Annotated in this window: 20 protein-coding genes; 14 read left to right on the plus strand and 6 right to left on the minus strand. The window is 30.0% G+C overall.

Annotation, left to right across the window (positions count from 1 at the left end; all coding sequences use genetic code 11):
* A partial coding sequence (locus H8S10_RS15760; RefSeq protein WP_347707662.1) for an IS1 family transposase occupies nucleotides 1-102 on the minus strand: 102 nt, incomplete at its 3' end.
* 124 nt (nucleotides 103-226) lie between these two features.
* On the opposite strand from H8S10_RS15760, the gene H8S10_RS15765 reads away from it, so the two are divergent.
* The 9 genes from H8S10_RS15765 to H8S10_RS15805 all read left to right on the plus strand — a co-directional run bounded on the left by H8S10_RS15765 (nucleotide 227) and on the right by H8S10_RS15805 (nucleotide 8,322).
* A complete protein-coding gene (locus H8S10_RS15765) occupies nucleotides 227-898 on the plus strand; it encodes a biosynthetic peptidoglycan transglycosylase (RefSeq protein WP_055264581.1) in 672 nt (223 codons plus the stop codon).
* A 157-nt stretch (nucleotides 899-1,055) separates the two neighbouring features.
* A complete protein-coding gene (locus tag H8S10_RS15770; RefSeq protein WP_186839526.1) occupies nucleotides 1,056-1,493 on the plus strand; it encodes a GNAT family N-acetyltransferase in 438 nt (145 codons plus the stop codon).
* A 257-nt stretch (nucleotides 1,494-1,750) separates the two neighbouring features.
* Entirely contained in the window at nucleotides 1,751-2,518 is a 768-nt protein-coding gene (locus H8S10_RS15775; RefSeq protein WP_055264583.1) for a class I SAM-dependent methyltransferase, read from the plus strand.
* Between the two features lie 69 nt (nucleotides 2,519-2,587).
* Nucleotides 2,588-3,532 carry a nickel ABC transporter permease gene (gene nikB, locus H8S10_RS15780; protein WP_055264584.1) on the plus strand — a complete coding sequence of 315 codons (945 nt, stop codon included), beginning with the start codon at nucleotides 2,588-2,590 and terminating at the stop codon, nucleotides 3,530-3,532.
* A gap of 12 nt (nucleotides 3,533-3,544) precedes the next feature.
* Nucleotides 3,545-4,357, plus strand: coding sequence for a nickel transporter permease (gene nikC, locus H8S10_RS15785; RefSeq protein WP_186839527.1), 813 nt, complete (start codon nucleotides 3,545-3,547; stop codon nucleotides 4,355-4,357).
* Nucleotides 4,358-4,376: 19 nt separating this feature from the next.
* Nucleotides 4,377-5,969, plus strand: a complete 1,593-nt coding sequence (locus H8S10_RS15790; RefSeq protein ID WP_347707683.1) for an ABC transporter substrate-binding protein — start codon at nucleotides 4,377-4,379, stop codon at nucleotides 5,967-5,969.
* A 12-nt stretch (nucleotides 5,970-5,981) separates the two neighbouring features.
* Nucleotides 5,982-6,773 carry an ABC transporter ATP-binding protein gene (locus tag H8S10_RS15795; RefSeq protein WP_186839528.1) on the plus strand — a complete coding sequence of 264 codons (792 nt, stop codon included), beginning with the start codon at nucleotides 5,982-5,984 and terminating at the stop codon, nucleotides 6,771-6,773.
* A 16-nt stretch (nucleotides 6,774-6,789) separates the two neighbouring features.
* Entirely contained in the window at nucleotides 6,790-7,542 is a 753-nt protein-coding gene (locus tag H8S10_RS15800; protein WP_186839529.1) for a dipeptide/oligopeptide/nickel ABC transporter ATP-binding protein, read from the plus strand.
* Between the two features lie 42 nt (nucleotides 7,543-7,584).
* Entirely contained in the window at nucleotides 7,585-8,322 is a 738-nt protein-coding gene (locus H8S10_RS15805; RefSeq protein WP_186839530.1) for a class I SAM-dependent methyltransferase, read from the plus strand.
* Between the two features lie 148 nt (nucleotides 8,323-8,470).
* Here the strand turns inward: H8S10_RS15805 and H8S10_RS15810 are convergent, their stop codons facing one another.
* Both H8S10_RS15810 and H8S10_RS15815 read right to left on the minus strand, forming a co-directional pair.
* Entirely contained in the window at nucleotides 8,471-8,743 is a 273-nt protein-coding gene (locus tag H8S10_RS15810; RefSeq protein WP_186839531.1) for a hypothetical protein, read from the minus strand.
* A 180-nt stretch (nucleotides 8,744-8,923) separates the two neighbouring features.
* A complete protein-coding gene (locus H8S10_RS15815) occupies nucleotides 8,924-9,334 on the minus strand; it encodes a hypothetical protein (RefSeq protein ID WP_186839532.1) in 411 nt (136 codons plus the stop codon).
* A gap of 706 nt (nucleotides 9,335-10,040) precedes the next feature.
* Between H8S10_RS15815 and H8S10_RS15820 the strand changes: the two genes are divergently transcribed.
* Nucleotides 10,041-10,613 carry a helix-turn-helix transcriptional regulator gene (locus tag H8S10_RS15820; RefSeq protein WP_186839533.1) on the plus strand — a complete coding sequence of 191 codons (573 nt, stop codon included), beginning with the start codon at nucleotides 10,041-10,043 and terminating at the stop codon, nucleotides 10,611-10,613.
* A gap of 206 nt (nucleotides 10,614-10,819) precedes the next feature.
* Here H8S10_RS15820 and H8S10_RS15825 read toward each other — a convergent pair whose 3' ends face one another.
* Together H8S10_RS15825 and H8S10_RS15830 are read right to left on the minus strand one after the other, a co-directional pair.
* Nucleotides 10,820-11,812, minus strand: a complete 993-nt coding sequence (locus H8S10_RS15825; protein ID WP_243175893.1) for a zinc-binding dehydrogenase — start codon at nucleotides 11,810-11,812, stop codon at nucleotides 10,820-10,822.
* Nucleotides 11,813-11,841: 29 nt separating this feature from the next.
* Nucleotides 11,842-12,213 carry a hypothetical protein gene (locus tag H8S10_RS15830; RefSeq protein WP_186839534.1) on the minus strand — a complete coding sequence of 124 codons (372 nt, stop codon included), beginning with the start codon at nucleotides 12,211-12,213 and terminating at the stop codon, nucleotides 11,842-11,844.
* 346 nt (nucleotides 12,214-12,559) lie between these two features.
* Between H8S10_RS15830 and H8S10_RS15835 the strand changes: the two genes are divergently transcribed.
* Nucleotides 12,560-13,114 (plus strand): TetR/AcrR family transcriptional regulator, encoded by a 555-nt coding sequence (locus tag H8S10_RS15835; protein WP_186839535.1) that lies wholly within the window; start codon nucleotides 12,560-12,562, stop codon nucleotides 13,112-13,114.
* 80 nt (nucleotides 13,115-13,194) lie between these two features.
* Here H8S10_RS15835 and H8S10_RS15840 read toward each other — a convergent pair whose 3' ends face one another.
* Nucleotides 13,195-13,449 (minus strand): hypothetical protein, encoded by a 255-nt coding sequence (locus tag H8S10_RS15840; protein ID WP_055264595.1) that lies wholly within the window; start codon nucleotides 13,447-13,449, stop codon nucleotides 13,195-13,197.
* A 235-nt stretch (nucleotides 13,450-13,684) separates the two neighbouring features.
* Between H8S10_RS15840 and H8S10_RS15845 the strand changes: the two genes are divergently transcribed.
* The 3 genes from H8S10_RS15845 (at nucleotide 13,685) to H8S10_RS15855 (ending at nucleotide 18,096) form a co-directional block, all read left to right on the plus strand.
* The gene (locus H8S10_RS15845) at nucleotides 13,685-14,131 is read left to right on the plus strand and encodes a MarR family transcriptional regulator (protein WP_055264596.1); all 447 of its coding nucleotides are present in this window, start codon (nucleotides 13,685-13,687) and stop codon (nucleotides 14,129-14,131) included.
* 217 nt (nucleotides 14,132-14,348) lie between these two features.
* Nucleotides 14,349-16,082: an ABC transporter ATP-binding protein gene (locus tag H8S10_RS15850; RefSeq protein ID WP_055264597.1), complete on the plus strand. Its 1,734-nt coding sequence runs from the start codon at nucleotides 14,349-14,351 to the stop codon at nucleotides 16,080-16,082.
* A gap of 28 nt (nucleotides 16,083-16,110) precedes the next feature.
* Nucleotides 16,111-18,096 (plus strand): ABC transporter ATP-binding protein, encoded by a 1,986-nt coding sequence (locus tag H8S10_RS15855; RefSeq protein ID WP_186839538.1) that lies wholly within the window; start codon nucleotides 16,111-16,113, stop codon nucleotides 18,094-18,096.
* Nucleotides 18,097-18,254 lie beyond the last annotated feature (158 nt).

Raw genomic sequence — 18,254 nt, forward strand, 5'->3', positions numbered from 1 at the left:
ACACTGCTTACATTGATACTTTTGTTTAGCCTGCTTATTCATACCAAACTTGTATAGTTTATCAGAATTACAGCGTGGGCATTTTATATTAGTTTTGCTCATTGTTCTTCTCTCCTTTTCGAAGGGGGGTATTATTTAGTATCGCAAACCTATTGTATTTCCTTGGGCTGAGAAGAGCAATGTTCATATAACTTAACAGATCGTATTGATTAATTGGGGGGATTATATGAAGAAGTTTTTTATTGGACTAATTGGACTAATATTGTCGATAGCTATTATATCCGTTGCTATGATTGCAGCTTCAGGACATACCAAGTATAAGGAAGCCATAGATACTATTAGTTTAAGTGACAAGATTAATGAGATAAGAAGCTCTGATACTTATGTTGAGATTGATGATATTAGTGAAACATTTAGAGATGCTATAGTAGCAATAGAGGATATGAGATTTTATGATCATGGAGCTATTGAGCTTAAGTCATTATTAAGAGCTATTTTAGTAAATCTTAGGGAAAAAGAAGTGCTTCAAGGTGGAAGTACTATAACTCAGCAGGTTGCAAAGAACCTATACTTTGATAATGATCAGAATTTTATAAAAAAGATAGCTGAGATGTTTGTAGCATTCGATTTAGAGAAAAATTATAGTAAAGATGACATATTAGAGCTTTATGTAAATATAATTTATTACGGAGATAATAATTATGGAATAAAGGAAGCTAGTAATAACTATTTTGGGGTAGAACCTATAGATTTAGATTATGACCAAAGTACATTACTTGCAGGTCTTCCTCAAGCACCAAGTGCATATTCTTTAGGGGAAAACTATGAGCTTGCTAAAGAAAGACAAGAAGAAGTAATAGAAGCACTTGAAAAGTTTAAAAAATTAAAAAATAAATAATAGTTAAAGTTAGGAAAATCTTAACTGAGCAAAACACAATAAATAAGTTAGGTATACAAAAAATATGCCTAACTTATTTTTAAATTGTAAAAAATATTGCAAAAGAATATAATGATAAAATGTTAATTTATTATGAGTAAAGAAAAAGGAGATTTTAATGAAATTCAAAGAAATTACATTGTCTGATATAGATATCATTTCTAATATTTATACAGAAACATTTAATTCTGAGCCATGGAATGAACCATGGACAAAGGAAATATCAAATAAAAGATTAAAACAAATGATTAATTGTGAAGGCTTTTTTGGCCTTATTGCTTATGAAGGAGATTCTCATGTAGGTATGATACTTGGAAATGAAGAATATTCTTTCAGAGGTTTAGAATTTTATATAAAAGAATTTTGTACTAGTAATACCGTTAGGGGGAAAGGTGTAGGAACCTTTATTTTAAATGAATTTCAAGAACGTCTAAAATCTAGAGGAGTATCAGAAGTTTGGCTGTTAACATCTAAAGAGGAAACAACAGAAGGATTTTATAACAGAAGAGGGTATACGTCTTGCAATGATTGGGTTCTTATGAGAAAAAAACTTTAGAATATTACTAAAAAAGGTTGTACATGAAAATAAATAGATGTTTTCGTGTACAACCTTTTTAGTTATCATAACATATCAGCAGCATAGATATTCCTTAATTTATGGAGGTTAATCAAATTTATACAGTCTATTAAAACAAAGCCATTATATTATTCAAAATTTCGAATTTGAAAAAATAATAACCCCAGGGGGAGGATTGTTAAGCAAAACTTCTGTTGATATACTTTATTGAAGAATAATGTTTTAAGAGGTGGAAAATGTCAAATTTATTAAACGATATAGAAAAATACTGGACAAATAGAGCTGATGGATATTCTAGTGTTAATAAAGGCGAGTTAGCTACAGTACAAAAGGATAAATGGCTAGATGAAATTGAGAAAAATTTAAATGAGCTATCTAATAAGCCTAAAGAGAATATAAAAGTTTTAGATATTGGGTGTGGACCTGGCTTTTTTTCAATAATTTTGGCAAGGGCAGGATATAAAGTTACTGCAGTTGATTATACTAGCAAAATGATTGAAAAAGCAAAAGAGAATTGTGGAGATATTGCAGATAAAATAACTTTTATAAAGATGGATGCGCAAAACCTAAAGTTTGATGATGAAAGTTTTGATGTTGTAATTTCTAGAAATTTAACATGGAATTTAGAAAAGCCTGATATGGCATATAAAGAATGGATACGAGTATTGAAGAAGAATGGAATTCTATTAAATTTTGATGCTAATTGGTATCATCATTTATTTGATGATGAGAAGAGAAAAGAATATGAGGAAGATAGAAATAGAGTTGCTAATAGCAATTTAGAAGATCATTATACTTGTACTGATATCGAGTCTATGGAGGAAATAGCTAAAAAGGTTCCGTTAAGTAGAATAATACGTCCACAATGGGATATTTTAACCTTAAATAAGCTTGGAGTAACATCGGTTAATGTAGATTTAGATATTTGGAAAAGCTTATGGTCTGAAGAGGAAAAAGCTAATTATGCATCTACTCCAATGTTTTTAGTTAAAACTATTAAGTAATTAATTTAGTTATTATTAAATTATATTATTTTCTTTAAAGATAAATAAAACTAAGAAGGGAGAAAGCTTGTGATAAAGTACATATGCAAAAGGTTTCTTCAGCTTATACCGATTTTATTTGGAATAACATTCATTACCTTTGCAATGATGAATACTACAAATGTAGATACAGTAGATAAACTACTAGAGAATACTGGGGGAGTAGTTTCGCAGCAGGTAGAAGATGATATGAGAAGTGAGTTGGGATTGGACAAACCTTTTTTAGTTCAGTATGGAAATTGGATGCTAGGAATATTTAAAGGGGACATGGGTGAATCTTATGTTTCTGGAAAGTCAGTATTTAGCACAATAATATCAAAGTTGCCAAATACATTTCTTTTAATGGCTTCATCTATACTATTAACTATTTTAATAGCAATTCCTTTAGGTATTATTGCAGCTGTTTTTCAAAATAGGTTTATTGATTATATTATAAGATTTTTAAGTTTTATAGGTAATTCACTGCCGGGATTCTTTTTAGCATTACTATTAATTCTTTTATTTTCTGTAAAATTAAAGTGGCTACCTATTATAGGTTCATCAAGTGGTACTAATTTGAAGAGCTTAATTATGCCAACACTTACACTTTCTGTGGCAATGATATGTAAATATATTAGACAAGTAAGAGCTGTAGTATTAGAGGAATTAAATAAAGATTATGTTAAAGCTGCTTATGCGAGGGGAATAGGAGTAAAAAGTGTTTTACTTAAAAGTGTACTTAGATGTTCATTAATGACTATTATTACACTATTAACGCTATCAATTGCATCTCTACTTGGTGGAACAGCTATAGTTGAAACTATTTTTATGTGGGACGGAGTAGGAAAATTAGCAGTTGATTCAATTAATATGTATGATTACCCTATGATACAGGCATATGTAATTTGGATGGCATTTATATATGTAGCTATAAATCTTATATCTGATATAGTACATCATTATTTAGATCCGCGTATAAGATTAGGAAAGGAATAGGGAGTAATGGTTATGAGTAAAAAGAAAAAAACAAATATAAAATTAATTATCTTTGCTAGTATATGTGCGATTATATGTTTAATAGCATTAATGTCAGAACACATTGCTCCATATGATCCTTATGCTCAAAATTTAAGTGAAGCACTTAAAGCACCGTCTTTAGCACATGTTTTTGGTACAGATAGATATGGAAGAGATGTATTTTCAAGAGTATTAGTAGGTGGAAGAAGTAGTATTTTTTCTACTCTAGCATTGATATTAATAATTACGATAGTAGGAACAGTAGTTGGATTATATTGTGGTGTATATGGAGGAGCTAGAGACATTATACTTATGAGAATAGCAGATATGTTTTTAGCGTTTCCAGGTATGGTATTTGCTATTGCAGTAGCAGCTGTTTTAGGCGGAGGAATGCAAAATGCTGTAATTGCATTAGCTGTAATTAGTTGGCCAAAGTATGCAAGAATAGCTAGAACTCAGGCAATGACTCTAAAAAACCAGCCATTTGTTGATGCAGCAAGGCTTAATGGATTGAGTAATGGCAAAATAATAATTAAGCATATATTACCTAATGCTATAGGGACAATAATTGTAATGTCGGCGGTAGATATAGGAACAATGATGATGGAGCTTGCAGGGCTTTCTTTTTTAGGGTTAGGAGCTATAGCTCCAGCAGCAGAATGGGGAAGCATGATGAATGATGGAAGAAGTATGATTCAAACTTCACCATGGATGATTTTAGCACCTGGAATAGCTATTTTTATAACTATAATGTGTTTTAATTTATTAGGAGATACAATTAGAGATTATTTTGATACTAAATAATTCATGAGGAGTAGGGAAAGTGAACAGGAGAAAAAATAAGTTAATAAGTTTATTAATGGTAGGATGTATATTTACATCAATATTAACTGGATGTGGAAGCAGTACGGAAAAAGATGCTAGTGATAAAGTAGAAGGAAATAATACTATAACAAGTTCAAATGAAAAAGTATTTACTTATGGAACAACAGCATATGGTCCAGAGATGGGTAATGCAGGCTTAAATCCACATGATAATTATTCAGGGTGGTCAGCAGTGCGTTATGGCGTTGGGGAAACTTTATTTAAGTTTAATGAGAATATGGAGTTAGAACCATGGTTAGCAACTGGTTATGAACAAATTGATGATAATACTATGAAAATTTCTTTACGGGATGATGTTTATTTCAGTAGTGGAAGAAAAATGGATGGTGAAGCTGTTAAAGAGTGCTTAGAAGACCTTATTAATGTCCATGATAGAGCTCCTGGTGATTTAGATATAAATAAGATAGAAGCAGATGGACAAAGTATAACAATAACTTGTAATAAGAAGGTTGTAGATTTATTAAATTATTTAAGTGACCCATATGGAGCAATAATTGATATGGAGTATGGTGTTACTGAAGATAGAAACGTAGCAGGAACAGGACCATTTATAGCTGAAAAAATATCAGATTCAGAAATAGAGTTAGTTAAAAATGATAATTATTGGAATGGAGAAGTGAAGACTGACCGTGTAATAGTTAAGAGAATTACAGATGGAGACACTCTTACTATGGCACTTCAAAGTGGAGAAATAGATGCAACGCAAGGGCTTCCATATGCAAGTTTACAATTATTCGAAAATAATGATGATTATAAGATAAGCTCTACAGATACATCTCGTACATTTTTTGCAGCTATGAATTATGATAATGAAAACTTACAAGATATAAATGTTAGAAAGGCAATAGCGTCTGCCATAGATAAAGAAGGTTTTACAAGTGTATTGTTAAATGGCAATGGAACTCCAGCAGTAGGACCATTTCCAGAAAACTTTGCATTTGGTGATAAGACTGTAACAGTATCTGAATATAATCTTGATACAGCAAAGGAATTATTAAAGAAATCAGGCTGGGAAGATACAAATGGTGATGGATATGTAGATAAAAATGGAGAAAATTTAACTATAAGATGGTTAACATATCCAGGTAGACAAGAGTTACCTCTTCTTGCAGAGTCTGTTCAGTCAACATTAAAAGAAATAGGAATTGATGTGAAAGTTAACTCTACAGCAAATCATTCAGATGTTTTAAAAAGTGGAGACTGGGATATTTATGCTAGTGCATTTGTAACAGCACCTACAGGAGACCCAGCATATTTCTTTACAACACATGCATTAAAAGATTCCGCTAAAAATAGAGGAAAATATTATAATGAAGAATTAGAAAATTTATATGCTGAAATGAGTAATACATTTGATATTGAAGAAAGAGGAAAATTAGCAACAAGAATGCAACAAATTATTTTAGATGATGCTTCATTTATTTTTGCTTCTCATTTAAAAATGTCCTTTGTAATGAAGTCAAATATTTCAGGCTTTGAAGCTCATCCTTCAGATTATTATGAGATTACAGCTGAACTTTCAGTAGAATAGATAGGAGGATATATGAAAAAGCCTTTACTACAACTTAAAAATATATCTATAAAATATGATAATAAACTTGTAGTTAATAATATTTCTATGTCTGTATATGAAGGAGAAATACTTGGAATAGTAGGAGAGTCGGGAAGTGGAAAAAGTACTCTTATAAAATCTATAATTGGTATTTTAGGCGATGGAGGCCGTATTGTAGAGGGAAGCATAATATATGAAGGAAAAGATATTACTAATTTAAATAAAAAAGAGTTAATGGCAATTAGAGGACAAGCTATAGGAATGATATTTCAAGACTGTAAGTCTTCTTTTTGTCCAATTAGAACAATAGGAAATCAATTGTATGACTCAATGAGAGCTCATATGAAAATTACGAAAAAAGAAGCATTAATTAGGGGAGAGGAAATATTAAGAGAACTTAATATTAAAGATCCTAAAAAATTTCTTAATAGCTATCCTTTTGAATTATCAGGCGGTATGAATCAAAGAGCTGGAATTATGATGGCGATGGCATCTAATCCTAAAATATTATTAGCAGATGAACCTACTAGTGCATTAGATGTGACAGTTCAGCGTAAGGTTATTGATGAGCTTATGAATTTAAGAAATAAGTTTGCAACTACTATAATTATTGTAAGTCATAATATGGGAGTAATTTCTTTGATGTCAGATAATGCTTTAGTAATGAAGAATGGAGAATGCATAGAGTATGATTCAACAGAGAAGATATTTAATTATCCAACAAAAAGATATACTAAAGAGTTAATTAATGCAATGCCTAAATTAAGAAATGAAGCAGTTTAAAGTGAGGTGATATGTAGTGCAAGAAGTACTAAGAGTTTCATCTATAAAAAAGACATTTTCAAAAGGTGGCAAAAGTAATACTGTAATTAATGAAGTTAGTTTTACAGTTAATAAGGGGCAATGTGTTGGAATTGTTGGAGAAAGTGGATGTGGGAAAAGTACAATAGCCAGAATTATATCAGGGCTACTTGATTGTGATGAAGGTGAAATTAGTTTAAGTGGAAATATATTAAGTAAAAATAGTAAGGTTAGACTTAAAGAAGTACAAGGAAAGATTCAAATGGTATTTCAAATGCCTACAGAATCTTTTAATCCAAGAATTAAATTAGGAAAATCTATTAAAGAAGCCATGAGTAAAACCTTAACTTCTGTAGAAAAAGAAGAAAAGTTAAAAAATCTCTTTGATGAGTGCTTATTAGAATATGAATTAGCTGATAGATATCCTAAGGAAGTAAGTGGAGGACAATGTCAAAGAGCTGCAATAGCAAGGGCGTTAGCAAGTGATCCAGAATTACTTATTTGTGATGAAGCAACAAGTGCACTAGATGTAACAGTTCAACATAACATAATAAAGCTATTAAAAAATATACAAAAAAACAGAGATATGGCAATACTTTTTATTTGTCATGATATAGCATTAGTACAACAATTTTGTGATTACATATTGGTTATGGATGAAGGAAAAATTATTGAAGAAGGTACTGTAAATGAGATAATTCTTAATCCTAAGGAAGTTTTTACGAAAAAGCTTATTAGTTCTGTTATTTAGATTTGATATTATAATATAGTAGGGAATTAAACGGAGGAAAAAATGAGTTATTTAGAGGATATAAAATCTTATTGGAATAAAAGGGCAGAGGGTTATTCAATAAGTAATAGAGAAAGTTTAAATAGTGATGAAAAGGAAGAATACGAAGAAGTTTTAAAAAAGTACATAAATAAAGATGAAAAGTGTAAAGCCATAGATATGGGATGTGGACCAGGATTTTTAGCAATATTATTAGCAAATCTAGGTTGTGAATCATATGGATTTGATTGCACTGAAAATATGTTATTAGAGGCAGAGGAAAACTCAAAGCAAGTAGGCGTTAAAATACATACGATTAAAGGTGATGCACAAAATCCTCATATCGAAGACAACACTTTTGATTTATTAGTAAGTAGAAACCTTATTTGGAATTTAGAAAATCCAGAAAAAGCATATAAAGAATGGATTAGAATATTAAAACCAGGTGGGAAAATTATAATTTTTGATGGAAATCATTATTGCTATATGTTTGATGAAAGATATATGGAAGAAAGAGAAAGTGTTACTCATGTAAATGATCATAAAAATATGATGGGAGTAAGTACAGAGGCAATTGATAAAATAGCGTACAATTTACCATTAAGTAGAGAAATACGACCACAGTGGGATAAAGAAGTATTAGAATCTTTAGGTGCTAGAATTATTGATATAGATATAAATGAGGTATCATATAAAAATAAGCAAAATGAAGATATAAAATTAATTAAAAGTTTTAAAATTGTATGTGAAGTACAAAAATAAAATGTTTAATAGTTAAAAATCAAATGATGTTTGGAAAAGTTACTATGGCTATTGCAGTATTGCAATAGCCATTTTAGTATTTATAGCTTTTTTAAATTTTCACTATATACTTTATTAAATTACTAACTTAGAGTACTTTCATTTTCTATTATTGTATGTACCCATTTCCAGCTCCAGTCATAGCTTTTATTTGATGAAGATTAAGTTTCATACCAGCAGTATTTAATATTTCATTAATCTTTTTGCTTTTGTGGTTACAGCTCTCTGTAATATAACTATTATTAATATCTGATGATTTTATTGTATTTTGAGCTGCATATCCGTTTCCAACACCAGTCATAGCTTTGATTTCATGTAGGTTTAATGCTCTTCCGTTTGTCTTAATCACTTCATAAACTTTTTCTATCTTATTGTTTCTCATTTTAAATTCCTCCTAAAGTTTGAAAATATTTTTATTAATTCGATTTTCATATCGTTGATTTCCTTGTTACATTATTAAATACAAGATTTAAATTTTATTTAGGGACCTTTTAATTATAAATTTCTTTAAAAAATAATTTTTTAGATGTTAATTTTGATATTCAATACTATGTTAACTATCCTATTGAATATATCCATTTCCAGCTCCAGTCATTGCTTTTATCTGATGAAGATTAAGTCTTACACCAGCAGTATTTAATATTTCATTAATCTTTTTGCTTTTATGGTTACAGCTCTCTGTAATATAAGTATTATTAATATCTGATGATTTTATTGTATTTTGAGCTGCATAGCCATTTCCTGCACCAGTCATAGCCTTTATTGTATGAAGGTTAACTTTACCTGATATATTTGTTACTACATCATAAATTTTTTGACTTTTGTTTGAAGTAGTAGCTACTGCACAAGTAGTATTATTTGAGTAGTTATATCCGTTTCCAACTCCTGTCATAGCCTTGATTTCATGTAGATTTAATGCTCTTCCATTTTCCTTAATTACTTCATAAATTTTTTCTATCTTATTGTTTTTCATTATAAATTCCTCCTAAAGTTTAAAAATTTCTATTAATTCGATTTTTTATATCGTTGATTTCCTTGTTACATTATTAAATACAAGATTCAAATTTTATTTAGGGACCTTTTTAGGTGAAAGTCCAAATTTTATATTTGGTTACTTGAAGTTAAGTGAAAATCAAAATCTGTGATTTTTTTATTTGAACTTACACTGGAAGTGTACTCCTACGAATGTATATGAGTAGTGAGTTTCCCCTAAAGTCCAAATTTTATATTTGAAACTTGAACTTTACTCTTAATCGCCTTGTCATTATTAAATACAAGAGCTAATTTTGTTTTAGGGACCTTTTTTAGTGAAAGTTCAAATTTTATTTTTGAAACTTGAACTTTACTCTTAATTGCTTTGACATTATTAAATACAAAGGTTAATTTTGTTTTAGGGACTATTTATAAAAAATATAAAAATTTTTTTATTAGTGGTAAATGATGTTTGTTGTTTGCTGCTATTTGATAGCATGTATATAAATAGGAATTTGTAGATATATTAAGAAAGTGGAAATTATAAGGTGAAAGATTTATTTTATATAATTTTTATAATATAAAGCTTTTGCTACGATACGTTGCATTAAGGAAAACAACAGTTTCTTGTACTTTTGAGATCCATAGGCTACTGTGAAATTACTACAATAAGTTTATGTAGAAATTAGAATATGGAGGTAAGAATTATGACCTTAGGAGAAAAATTAAAAGAAGCAAGAAAAAGGGGAGGATTGTCCCAAGAACAATTAGCAGAAAAATTATCTGTATCTAGACAAGCAGTTAGTAAGTGGGAATCTGATAAGGGTATACCCGATATAGGAAATCTAAAAGCAATAGCAACCTTACTTAATATAAGTATTGATTATTTGCTAGATAATGATAGTAATATAGATAAGCTAGTAATAAAAGAGTCAATCAATTTAGATGACTTTGTAAAAAGTGGACGCTGTAGATGTAAGCAAGATGCAGTGGTATTAAAGAAATTTAATGACGCAGACTTTATTTATCCACTTATGCGTAAAAAGAAGTTAACTCCTATTGAGAACGTCTTGGACTTTATTACTCAACCTGGAATTTTTAATATAGCGTATCAGCTTAAAGACAGAAATGAGTATTATTTAATTGAAAAAGAAAATCAGCAATATTTTGTATCTGTATCAAAAGAATTTATTGAGACAAGGCAGTTAAGTAATAGGGTGAATCCAAAGAAATTTGTTATTGGAGATATTGAATATAAAAAAGCACCATACAAATTTTAAAGGAATAGTAGTGTATGAATTCCAATTTGTATAGTGGATTTAATAAATAATGAACTAAAAGGACCAACAATTATCGGCCCTTTTTAAATACTTTATTTTCAACATTACTCTTGAACATAGTGTTTTATTTAAATATGGAGTGAATTGTAATCTAATATTGTGTTTAAAAATTTATTAGAATTTGTTGCATTATTAAATTAATACAATTAAAACTTAATAACTACATTTAAAGAGTTTTTAGTGTCGCCGGCAGTTTGGATTGCTTGTTCTATTTTATCTAATGAAAATTCATGGGTAATCATTGATTCAATATTCCATTGACCACTTTTCATTATCTGCATAACATCTTTTACATCTTCAGGCATATATCTGCCAGAACCGATAATACTTTTTTGTGAAAATGTTAAATGCAATAAATCAATGCTTTGTAAAGCGTTATTAACAGCTACTGATACAAATTTACTTTCAATTTTTCCATATTCCATAAAAAGATTTAGGATATCTTCTGATCCCGCTGCATCAATAAAACAGTCGATATCAGCTACAGTTCCATTAAGAGAGCTTGCTTCACCAAAATATTTTTTAGCCGTTTCATTAAAATTTTCATTTTGGGTATTACATGTGTAAAAGCCCATATTCTTAGCAATTTTCAACCTAAAATCAGATACATCACAAACCATAACCTTATCAATGCCAAAATATTTAAGGGCTATTGCAGCTGATAGTCCTATTGTTCCACAACCAAAAACTACAGCTTTTTGACCTTGTTTTAGCTGACCTCGTCTTGTTGCTCTACAACCAACAGTAAATGGCTCAATTAAACAAGCTATTTTATCAGAAATAGTATCATCTACTGGATATAAAGAAATATTTCTTTTGGCATTAGGAATCAGGATATATTCTGAAAAACCACCGATAGTACCTGCACGTTTTGTATTACCTTTAGCATATCTAGGATATGGATAAACACGCTCACCAACTTTAAAGTCAGAAACTTTTTCTCCAATAGCTACAATACGAGAGATAGTTTCATGCCCAAATTCTTCTCCAACTGTAATACGATGTCCTGTGTTTGGTCCGTGATTATAGACTGCAACATCTGTACCACAAATGCTAGAGTAAATATTTTGTATTAATACATCATAATCACCAGGTTTCTCCAAAGGTAAATCTTGAATTTCTATATTGCCTTTGCCCATATAAATTGCTGCTTTCATATTATTTTCCATTACTTTATTCCTTTACATATTGGGATTAAACAAAGTAGTATAATAATTCCTATAAGCCCAACGATTATTCCCTGAACCATGAGCCCCTGCCAAACCATAGTCATGCACATTCCAACACCTAATAGCAATGCCCCCACAATTCCTAATAGCACTATTCCAATAGCTTTTTTATTTAATTCGATTGCAGGCTTTCCCTCCATTTTTCTACGAACAATAAGCATAATAATCAATATAATAATTCCAATTGTACCTACTACAATATCTTGATTAAAAGTATTCCATTCAGTAATCATTGCCATGCACATTCTTAATGCAAATAGAACTAAACCAACTGTACCTATAATAAGTGAAACAAAATTTTCTTTTTTCATAAATTTATCCTCCTACTCTAAATTTGATTTTTATATATTTTTTATATTTTCTTTAATTCTATCTTTTGCCTGTGATGTAGTTTCACCATCTTCTGCCAAGAAAGTATCAATAAACTTATCTTCAATTTTTTGATATTTAGAAACAACGGCATTTTCAATTTTCTTGTACTTCGTTACAACAGTATTTTCAATTTTTTTTATTCACATTTGTAAGCTTTGACATATCTACACCTCCCTTTATTCCAACACTTATTTGTTTTTTCACTTTATAGTATAATGACTACCAAATACTGTAACAATCATCAATATTCCAATTTGTGTTGGAATAATGAAAATTGGAGGTTTTATGAATACAAAAAATAATAAAAGATTTCATGACACAGAGATTCGTATGGAAGCTGCTATGTTAGAGATTATGAAAAATACAGAGTTTGAAAAAATTACAGTAAAAAAGATATGTGAGAAGGCTGAGGTAAATCGTTCTACGTTTTATGCTCATTTTATAGATATATATGATATGATTGATAAAATGGAAAAGGAGCTTAGTAAAGAGTTATTAAATCAATATTCAGCATATAGTGAATTGCAAGTTTTCTCTGAAGAGTCTTTTATTCCATTTCTAAGACATATCAAAAAGCATAAATATTTTTATAAAATCAATCTACAAACAAGAAAAGATTTCCCTCTAAAACAAGGCTTTGAGCGATTATGGGAAGTTATAAAAAATATTTGTATTCAAAATGGAATAACATCTGATGAAGAAATTATGTATTATTTAATTTACTTTCAAGCAGGATTTACAATGACATTAAAGCATTGGGTAGATACAGACCGTAAAGAAGATGAAGCTAAATTAGCAAAAATTATAAGAAAGTGTATACCGAGTACGTTAAGCTCATAAAAATAATAAGAACAAAGAAAAAATGGAACGTCAATATTGACGTTCCATTTCTAGCATTCAAATAAATTGTGCTAATTATCCTATTGTCTATATCCATTACCTGCACCAGTCATAGCTTTTATTGTGTGAAGGTTAATTTTACCTGATATATTTGTTACTACATCATATATTTTTTGACTTTTGTGTGAAGGAACAGCTACTGCACAAGTAGTATTATTGTTTGAGTAGTTATATCCGTTTCCAACTTCTGTCATAGATTTGATTTCATCTAGATTTAATGTTCTTCCATTTTCCTTAATTACTTCGTAAATTTTTTCTATCTTATTGTTTCTCATTTTAAATTCCTCCTAAAGTTTAAAAATTTTTATTAATTCGATTTTTTATATCGTTGATTTTCTTGTTACATTTTTCGATAAAAAATAAAAAAATTATCCACTAGTAAATGTTATCATTAGCTTAGTTTGGAAGTGTTCAAAAATAGTTAACATTTTAGTTGTAACATTACTAATTGACTTTAATAATATAGAGATTATAATATACATAGTATGCTATGTATTTAGGGAGGGTACTATGAAGAAGTGCAAGAGAAGAAATGACATAGGTCTTCTTATTAAATTAGTTGATAATAGGATCAAAAAGGCTATTAATAAAAATTTGATTAGATTTAATTTAACTGCAACTCAAGAAAAAGTGATGTGGAGTATATTTAGGATGCAGGAACATTCAAAGGATGTTTTTCAAAAAGATATTGAGAGAGAACTAGATTTAAGTAATCCCACAGTTACAGGTATACTTAAGAGATTGGAAGAGAAGGAAATGATAAAGAGGATTCCAAGTTCTGAGGATGCTAGATATAAGTGTCTTACATTAACTGATAAAGGTCTGGATGTAATTCATGAATGTATGGATTTTGGAGTTAATTATATTGAAAAGAAATTAACTAAGGATATGACTGAAGAGGAATTGAATACTTTAAGAACCTTATTAAATAAAGTTATTGATAATATGGATGAATAGTTCTTTTATAAGCTTATATATAGCTTGCTATATAAGAAATTTTAGTGTTAATTTATTGTTATAAAGGTTTTATATGAATATATAGAACTTACTATAAAAGGGCTTCACTGTTAGAGAAATTTAGTGAGAAATAGAAAAAGTTTAAAAGTAGCATTATTATAATCAGCAAATATATTTAAAAGTGAAGTTCAAAATTAGTTAAAAAGAGGTGAATTAGATGGTTAAGAAATTACTTCCGTATATGAAGAAGTACAAAACTCCTTTAATTTTAGGGGTAATGTGTGCAGCATTAGAAGCTATATTTGAATTATTAATCCCATTAGTAATGGCAAATATAGTTGATATCGGTATAACTACTGGTAATAGCTGGTACACGATTAAGATGGGATTACTTATGGTAGGGATGGCATTAATATCACTATCATTCGGGCTTGGATTATCTAAGTTTGCAGCAGAAGCTGGACAAGGCTTCGGAGCTGAGTTAAGAGAAGCTGAGTATGTAAAGATTCAAGGATATTCATTTAAGAATATTGAAAAGTTTAGTACAGCATCACTTATTACTCGTTTAACAACTGATGTAACTACTATACAAAACTCAGTTACAATGGGAATTAAGTTACTTGTAAGAGCACCTATGATGCTTATATGTGCTTGTATATTATCAGTTACAATAAGTCCACAGCTTGCAATGATATTCTTAGTATCTATGCCGATTTTAGTTATTTCAATCGGACTTATTATAAAAGCAGTTAGACCAAGATTCGAGGCTATGCAAAAGAAGATTGATAATATGAACACTATAGTTCAAGAAAACTTAATTGGTATCAGAGTTGTTAAATCATTTGTTAGAGCTAAGAAGGAAAAAGAAAAGTTTAAGACTGCTAATGATGATTTAGTTAAGTCAGCTGAAGGAGCATTTGGACTTGTAGTTTTAAATATGCCAATAATGCAAGGTGTTGTATTTGCTAGTATTATAGGTATACTTTGGTTTGGTGGTCATATGGTTAATGCAGGTACATTAACAGTAGGTAAGCTTACAAGCTTTATGACATATTCATTCCAAATATTAATGTCTCTTATGATGATTGCAATGGTTCTTATGATGATTTCTAGATCAGTTGCATCAGCAGAGCGTATAATAGAAGTTTTAGAAGAAGAATCAGATATTAAGAATCCAGAAAATCCAGTAATGGAAGTTAAAAATGGAGATATCGAATTTAGAAATGTAAACTTCAAGTATGAAGATGATAGTGAAGAAAACAACTTAGATAATATAAACATCACTATTAAGTCAGGTGAAACTGTTGGTATCATTGGTTCTACAGGTTCAGGTAAGACAAGCTTAGTTCAACTTATACCAAGACTTTATGATGTTACAGAAGGTGAAGTTTATTTAGGTGGAGTTAATGTTAAGGATTATGACATAGAAACTTTAAGAAATGAAGTTGCTATGGTTCTTCAAAAGAACACTTTATTCTCTGGAAGTATAAATGAAAACTTAAGATGGGGTAATGCAGAAGCTACAGAAGCTGAAATTGAAGCAGCAGCTACAGCATCTTGTGTAAGTGAGTTTATAGATAGATTACCAGGAAGATATGATATGCATATCGAACAAGGTGGAGTTAACGTATCTGGTGGACAAAAGCAAAGACTTTGTATTGCTAGAGCACTTCTTAAAAATCCTAAGGTTATTATATTAGATGATAGTACAAGTGCAGTAGATACAGCAACAGATGCTAAGATTAGAAAAGCATTTGCTGAAGATTTAAAGGATACTACAAAGATTATAATTGCTCAAAGAGTTGTATCTGTATGTGAAGCAGATAAGATTATAGTTTTAGATGATGGTAAGATAAGTGCTATCGGAACTCATGATGAGTTAATGGAAAGTAGTGAAATTTATAAAGATGTATACAAATCTCAACAGGAAGGGGTGGGTTTACGTGAGTAAGGAAAAAATGCCTAAAGGCGGTCCAGGAATGATGGGACCAGGTGGTAAAAGAGGACCAGGTGGTCCAAAGCCAAAGAATATGAAAAAGACCATAAAAACTTTATTAAAATATGTAGGTAAGCATAAGGGATTATTATTTTTAGTAATGGTTCTTGTAGTTCTAAACTCTGTTGCTATGGTATCAGGTTCATATTTCTTAAAGCCATTAGTTAATAATTATATATTACCAGGTGATTTTACAGGACTTGCTAAGATGCTTGTATTACTAGGAAGTATTTTCTTACTTGGTGCATGTGCAGCTTATGGATATGCAAGAATTATGGTTCATATATCACAAAAGACTGTAAGTGAAATAAGAAGAGACTTATTTAATAAGATGCAAGATCTTCCACTTAAATATTTCGATAGAAATACTCATGGAGACTTAATGAGTCTTTATACTAACGATATTGATAGTGTAAATGAAGCTTTAAATAACAGTTTTACTAATATTTTAGCTTCAGGACTTACTTTTATAGGAACTATTATAATGATGATAGTTTTAAGTCCTGTAATGTGCATAATAACAGTTTCATTCTTAGCTTTAATGATGTTCTTAGTTAAGAAGGTTGGGTCAAAGAGTGGATATTACTTTGGATTACAACAAAAGAATATAGGTAAATTAAATGGTTATGTTGAAGAAATGATAGAAGGACAAAAGGTTATTAAGGTATTCTGTCATGAAGACAAAGCTATTGAAGACTTTAAGAAGCATAATGAAGAGTTAAGAAAAGCTTCAACAGGAGCTCAAACTTTTGCTGGATTTATGATGCCTATGCTTGGTAACCTTTCTCATATAAATTATGCGGTTACTTGCTGTGCAGGTGGATTACTTACTATTGCAGGAATGTTTGATATAGGTTCACTTGTATCTTATCTTCAATATACAAAGCAGGTATCTAACCCAATAGCTCAAGTTTCACAACAAGTAAATATGATTTTAGCAGCTCTTGCTGGTGCTGAAAGAATATTTGCAGCTTTAGATGAAGAAGTTGAAGTTGATAATGGGCAAGTTACTTTAGCTAGAGTAAGAATTGATGCTAATGGAAACTTAGAAGAAACTGAAGAATATACAGGTCACTGGGCATGGAAGATTCCAGTTAATGAAGTTGCAGCTGATATTGATGGAAACTTAGCAGGAATTTATAGAACTACTATAGTTGACGGATTTGAGCTTAGAGAACTTACTGGAGATGTTAGATTTAAGGATGTAGTCTTTGGATACAATGAAGAAAAGACAGTATTAAAGAACATCAGCCTATTTGCAAAACCAGGTCAAAAGATTGCCTTCGTAGGATCAACTGGTGCTGGTAAGACAACAATAACTAACTTAATAAATAGATTCTATGAAATTAATTCAGGAACTATTACTTATGATGGAATAGACGTTAAGGACATCAAGAAGGATGATTTAAGAAGATCTCTTGGAATAGTTCTTCAAGATACACATCTATTCACAGGAACTATTGCAGACAATATAAGATACGGTAACTTAAAGGCTACAGATGAAGAAGTTAAGGCTGCAGCTAAGCTTGCAAATGCTCATACTTTCATCAAGCATTTACCACACGGATATGACACAGTTATAACTGGTGACGGAGAAGGTTTATCTCAAGGTCAAAGACAATTACTTGCAATAGCTAGAGCAGCGGTTGCAAACCCACCAGTTCTTATAATGGACGAAGCTACAAGTTCAATAGATACAAGAACAGAAAAGCTTATTGCAGAAGGTATGGATAAGTTAATGGAAGGAAGAACTGTATTTGTTATAGCACACAGACTTTCAACTATTAAGAACTCTAAGGCAATAATGGTTCTTGAACAAGGTGAAATAATTGAAAGAGGAAACCACGACTCTTTATTAGAAGAAAAGGGTAGATACTATCAATTATATACTGGTAAAGCAGAACTTGATGTTGATACAGATGAATCAGTTGTAGAAAAAACTTCTGATAAAGAAGAGAAATATGCTTAATGCCTTTAATAGGTGAAAAGCTAATATAAAGTAAAATTTAGGGGCTGTATCAAAAAAAAATTGATATTTGCCGATAAAGAAAAGGAAGTTCGAATTTGAACTTCCTTTTTTGCGCATAGTAATAATATGAAAAACTTCACAAAAAATGTGATTCCTAT

Source organism: Clostridium sp. NSJ-49, from assembly GCF_014287725.1.
In the GTDB taxonomy this organism is placed as follows: domain Bacteria; phylum Bacillota; class Clostridia; order Clostridiales; family Clostridiaceae; genus Clostridium; species Clostridium disporicum_B.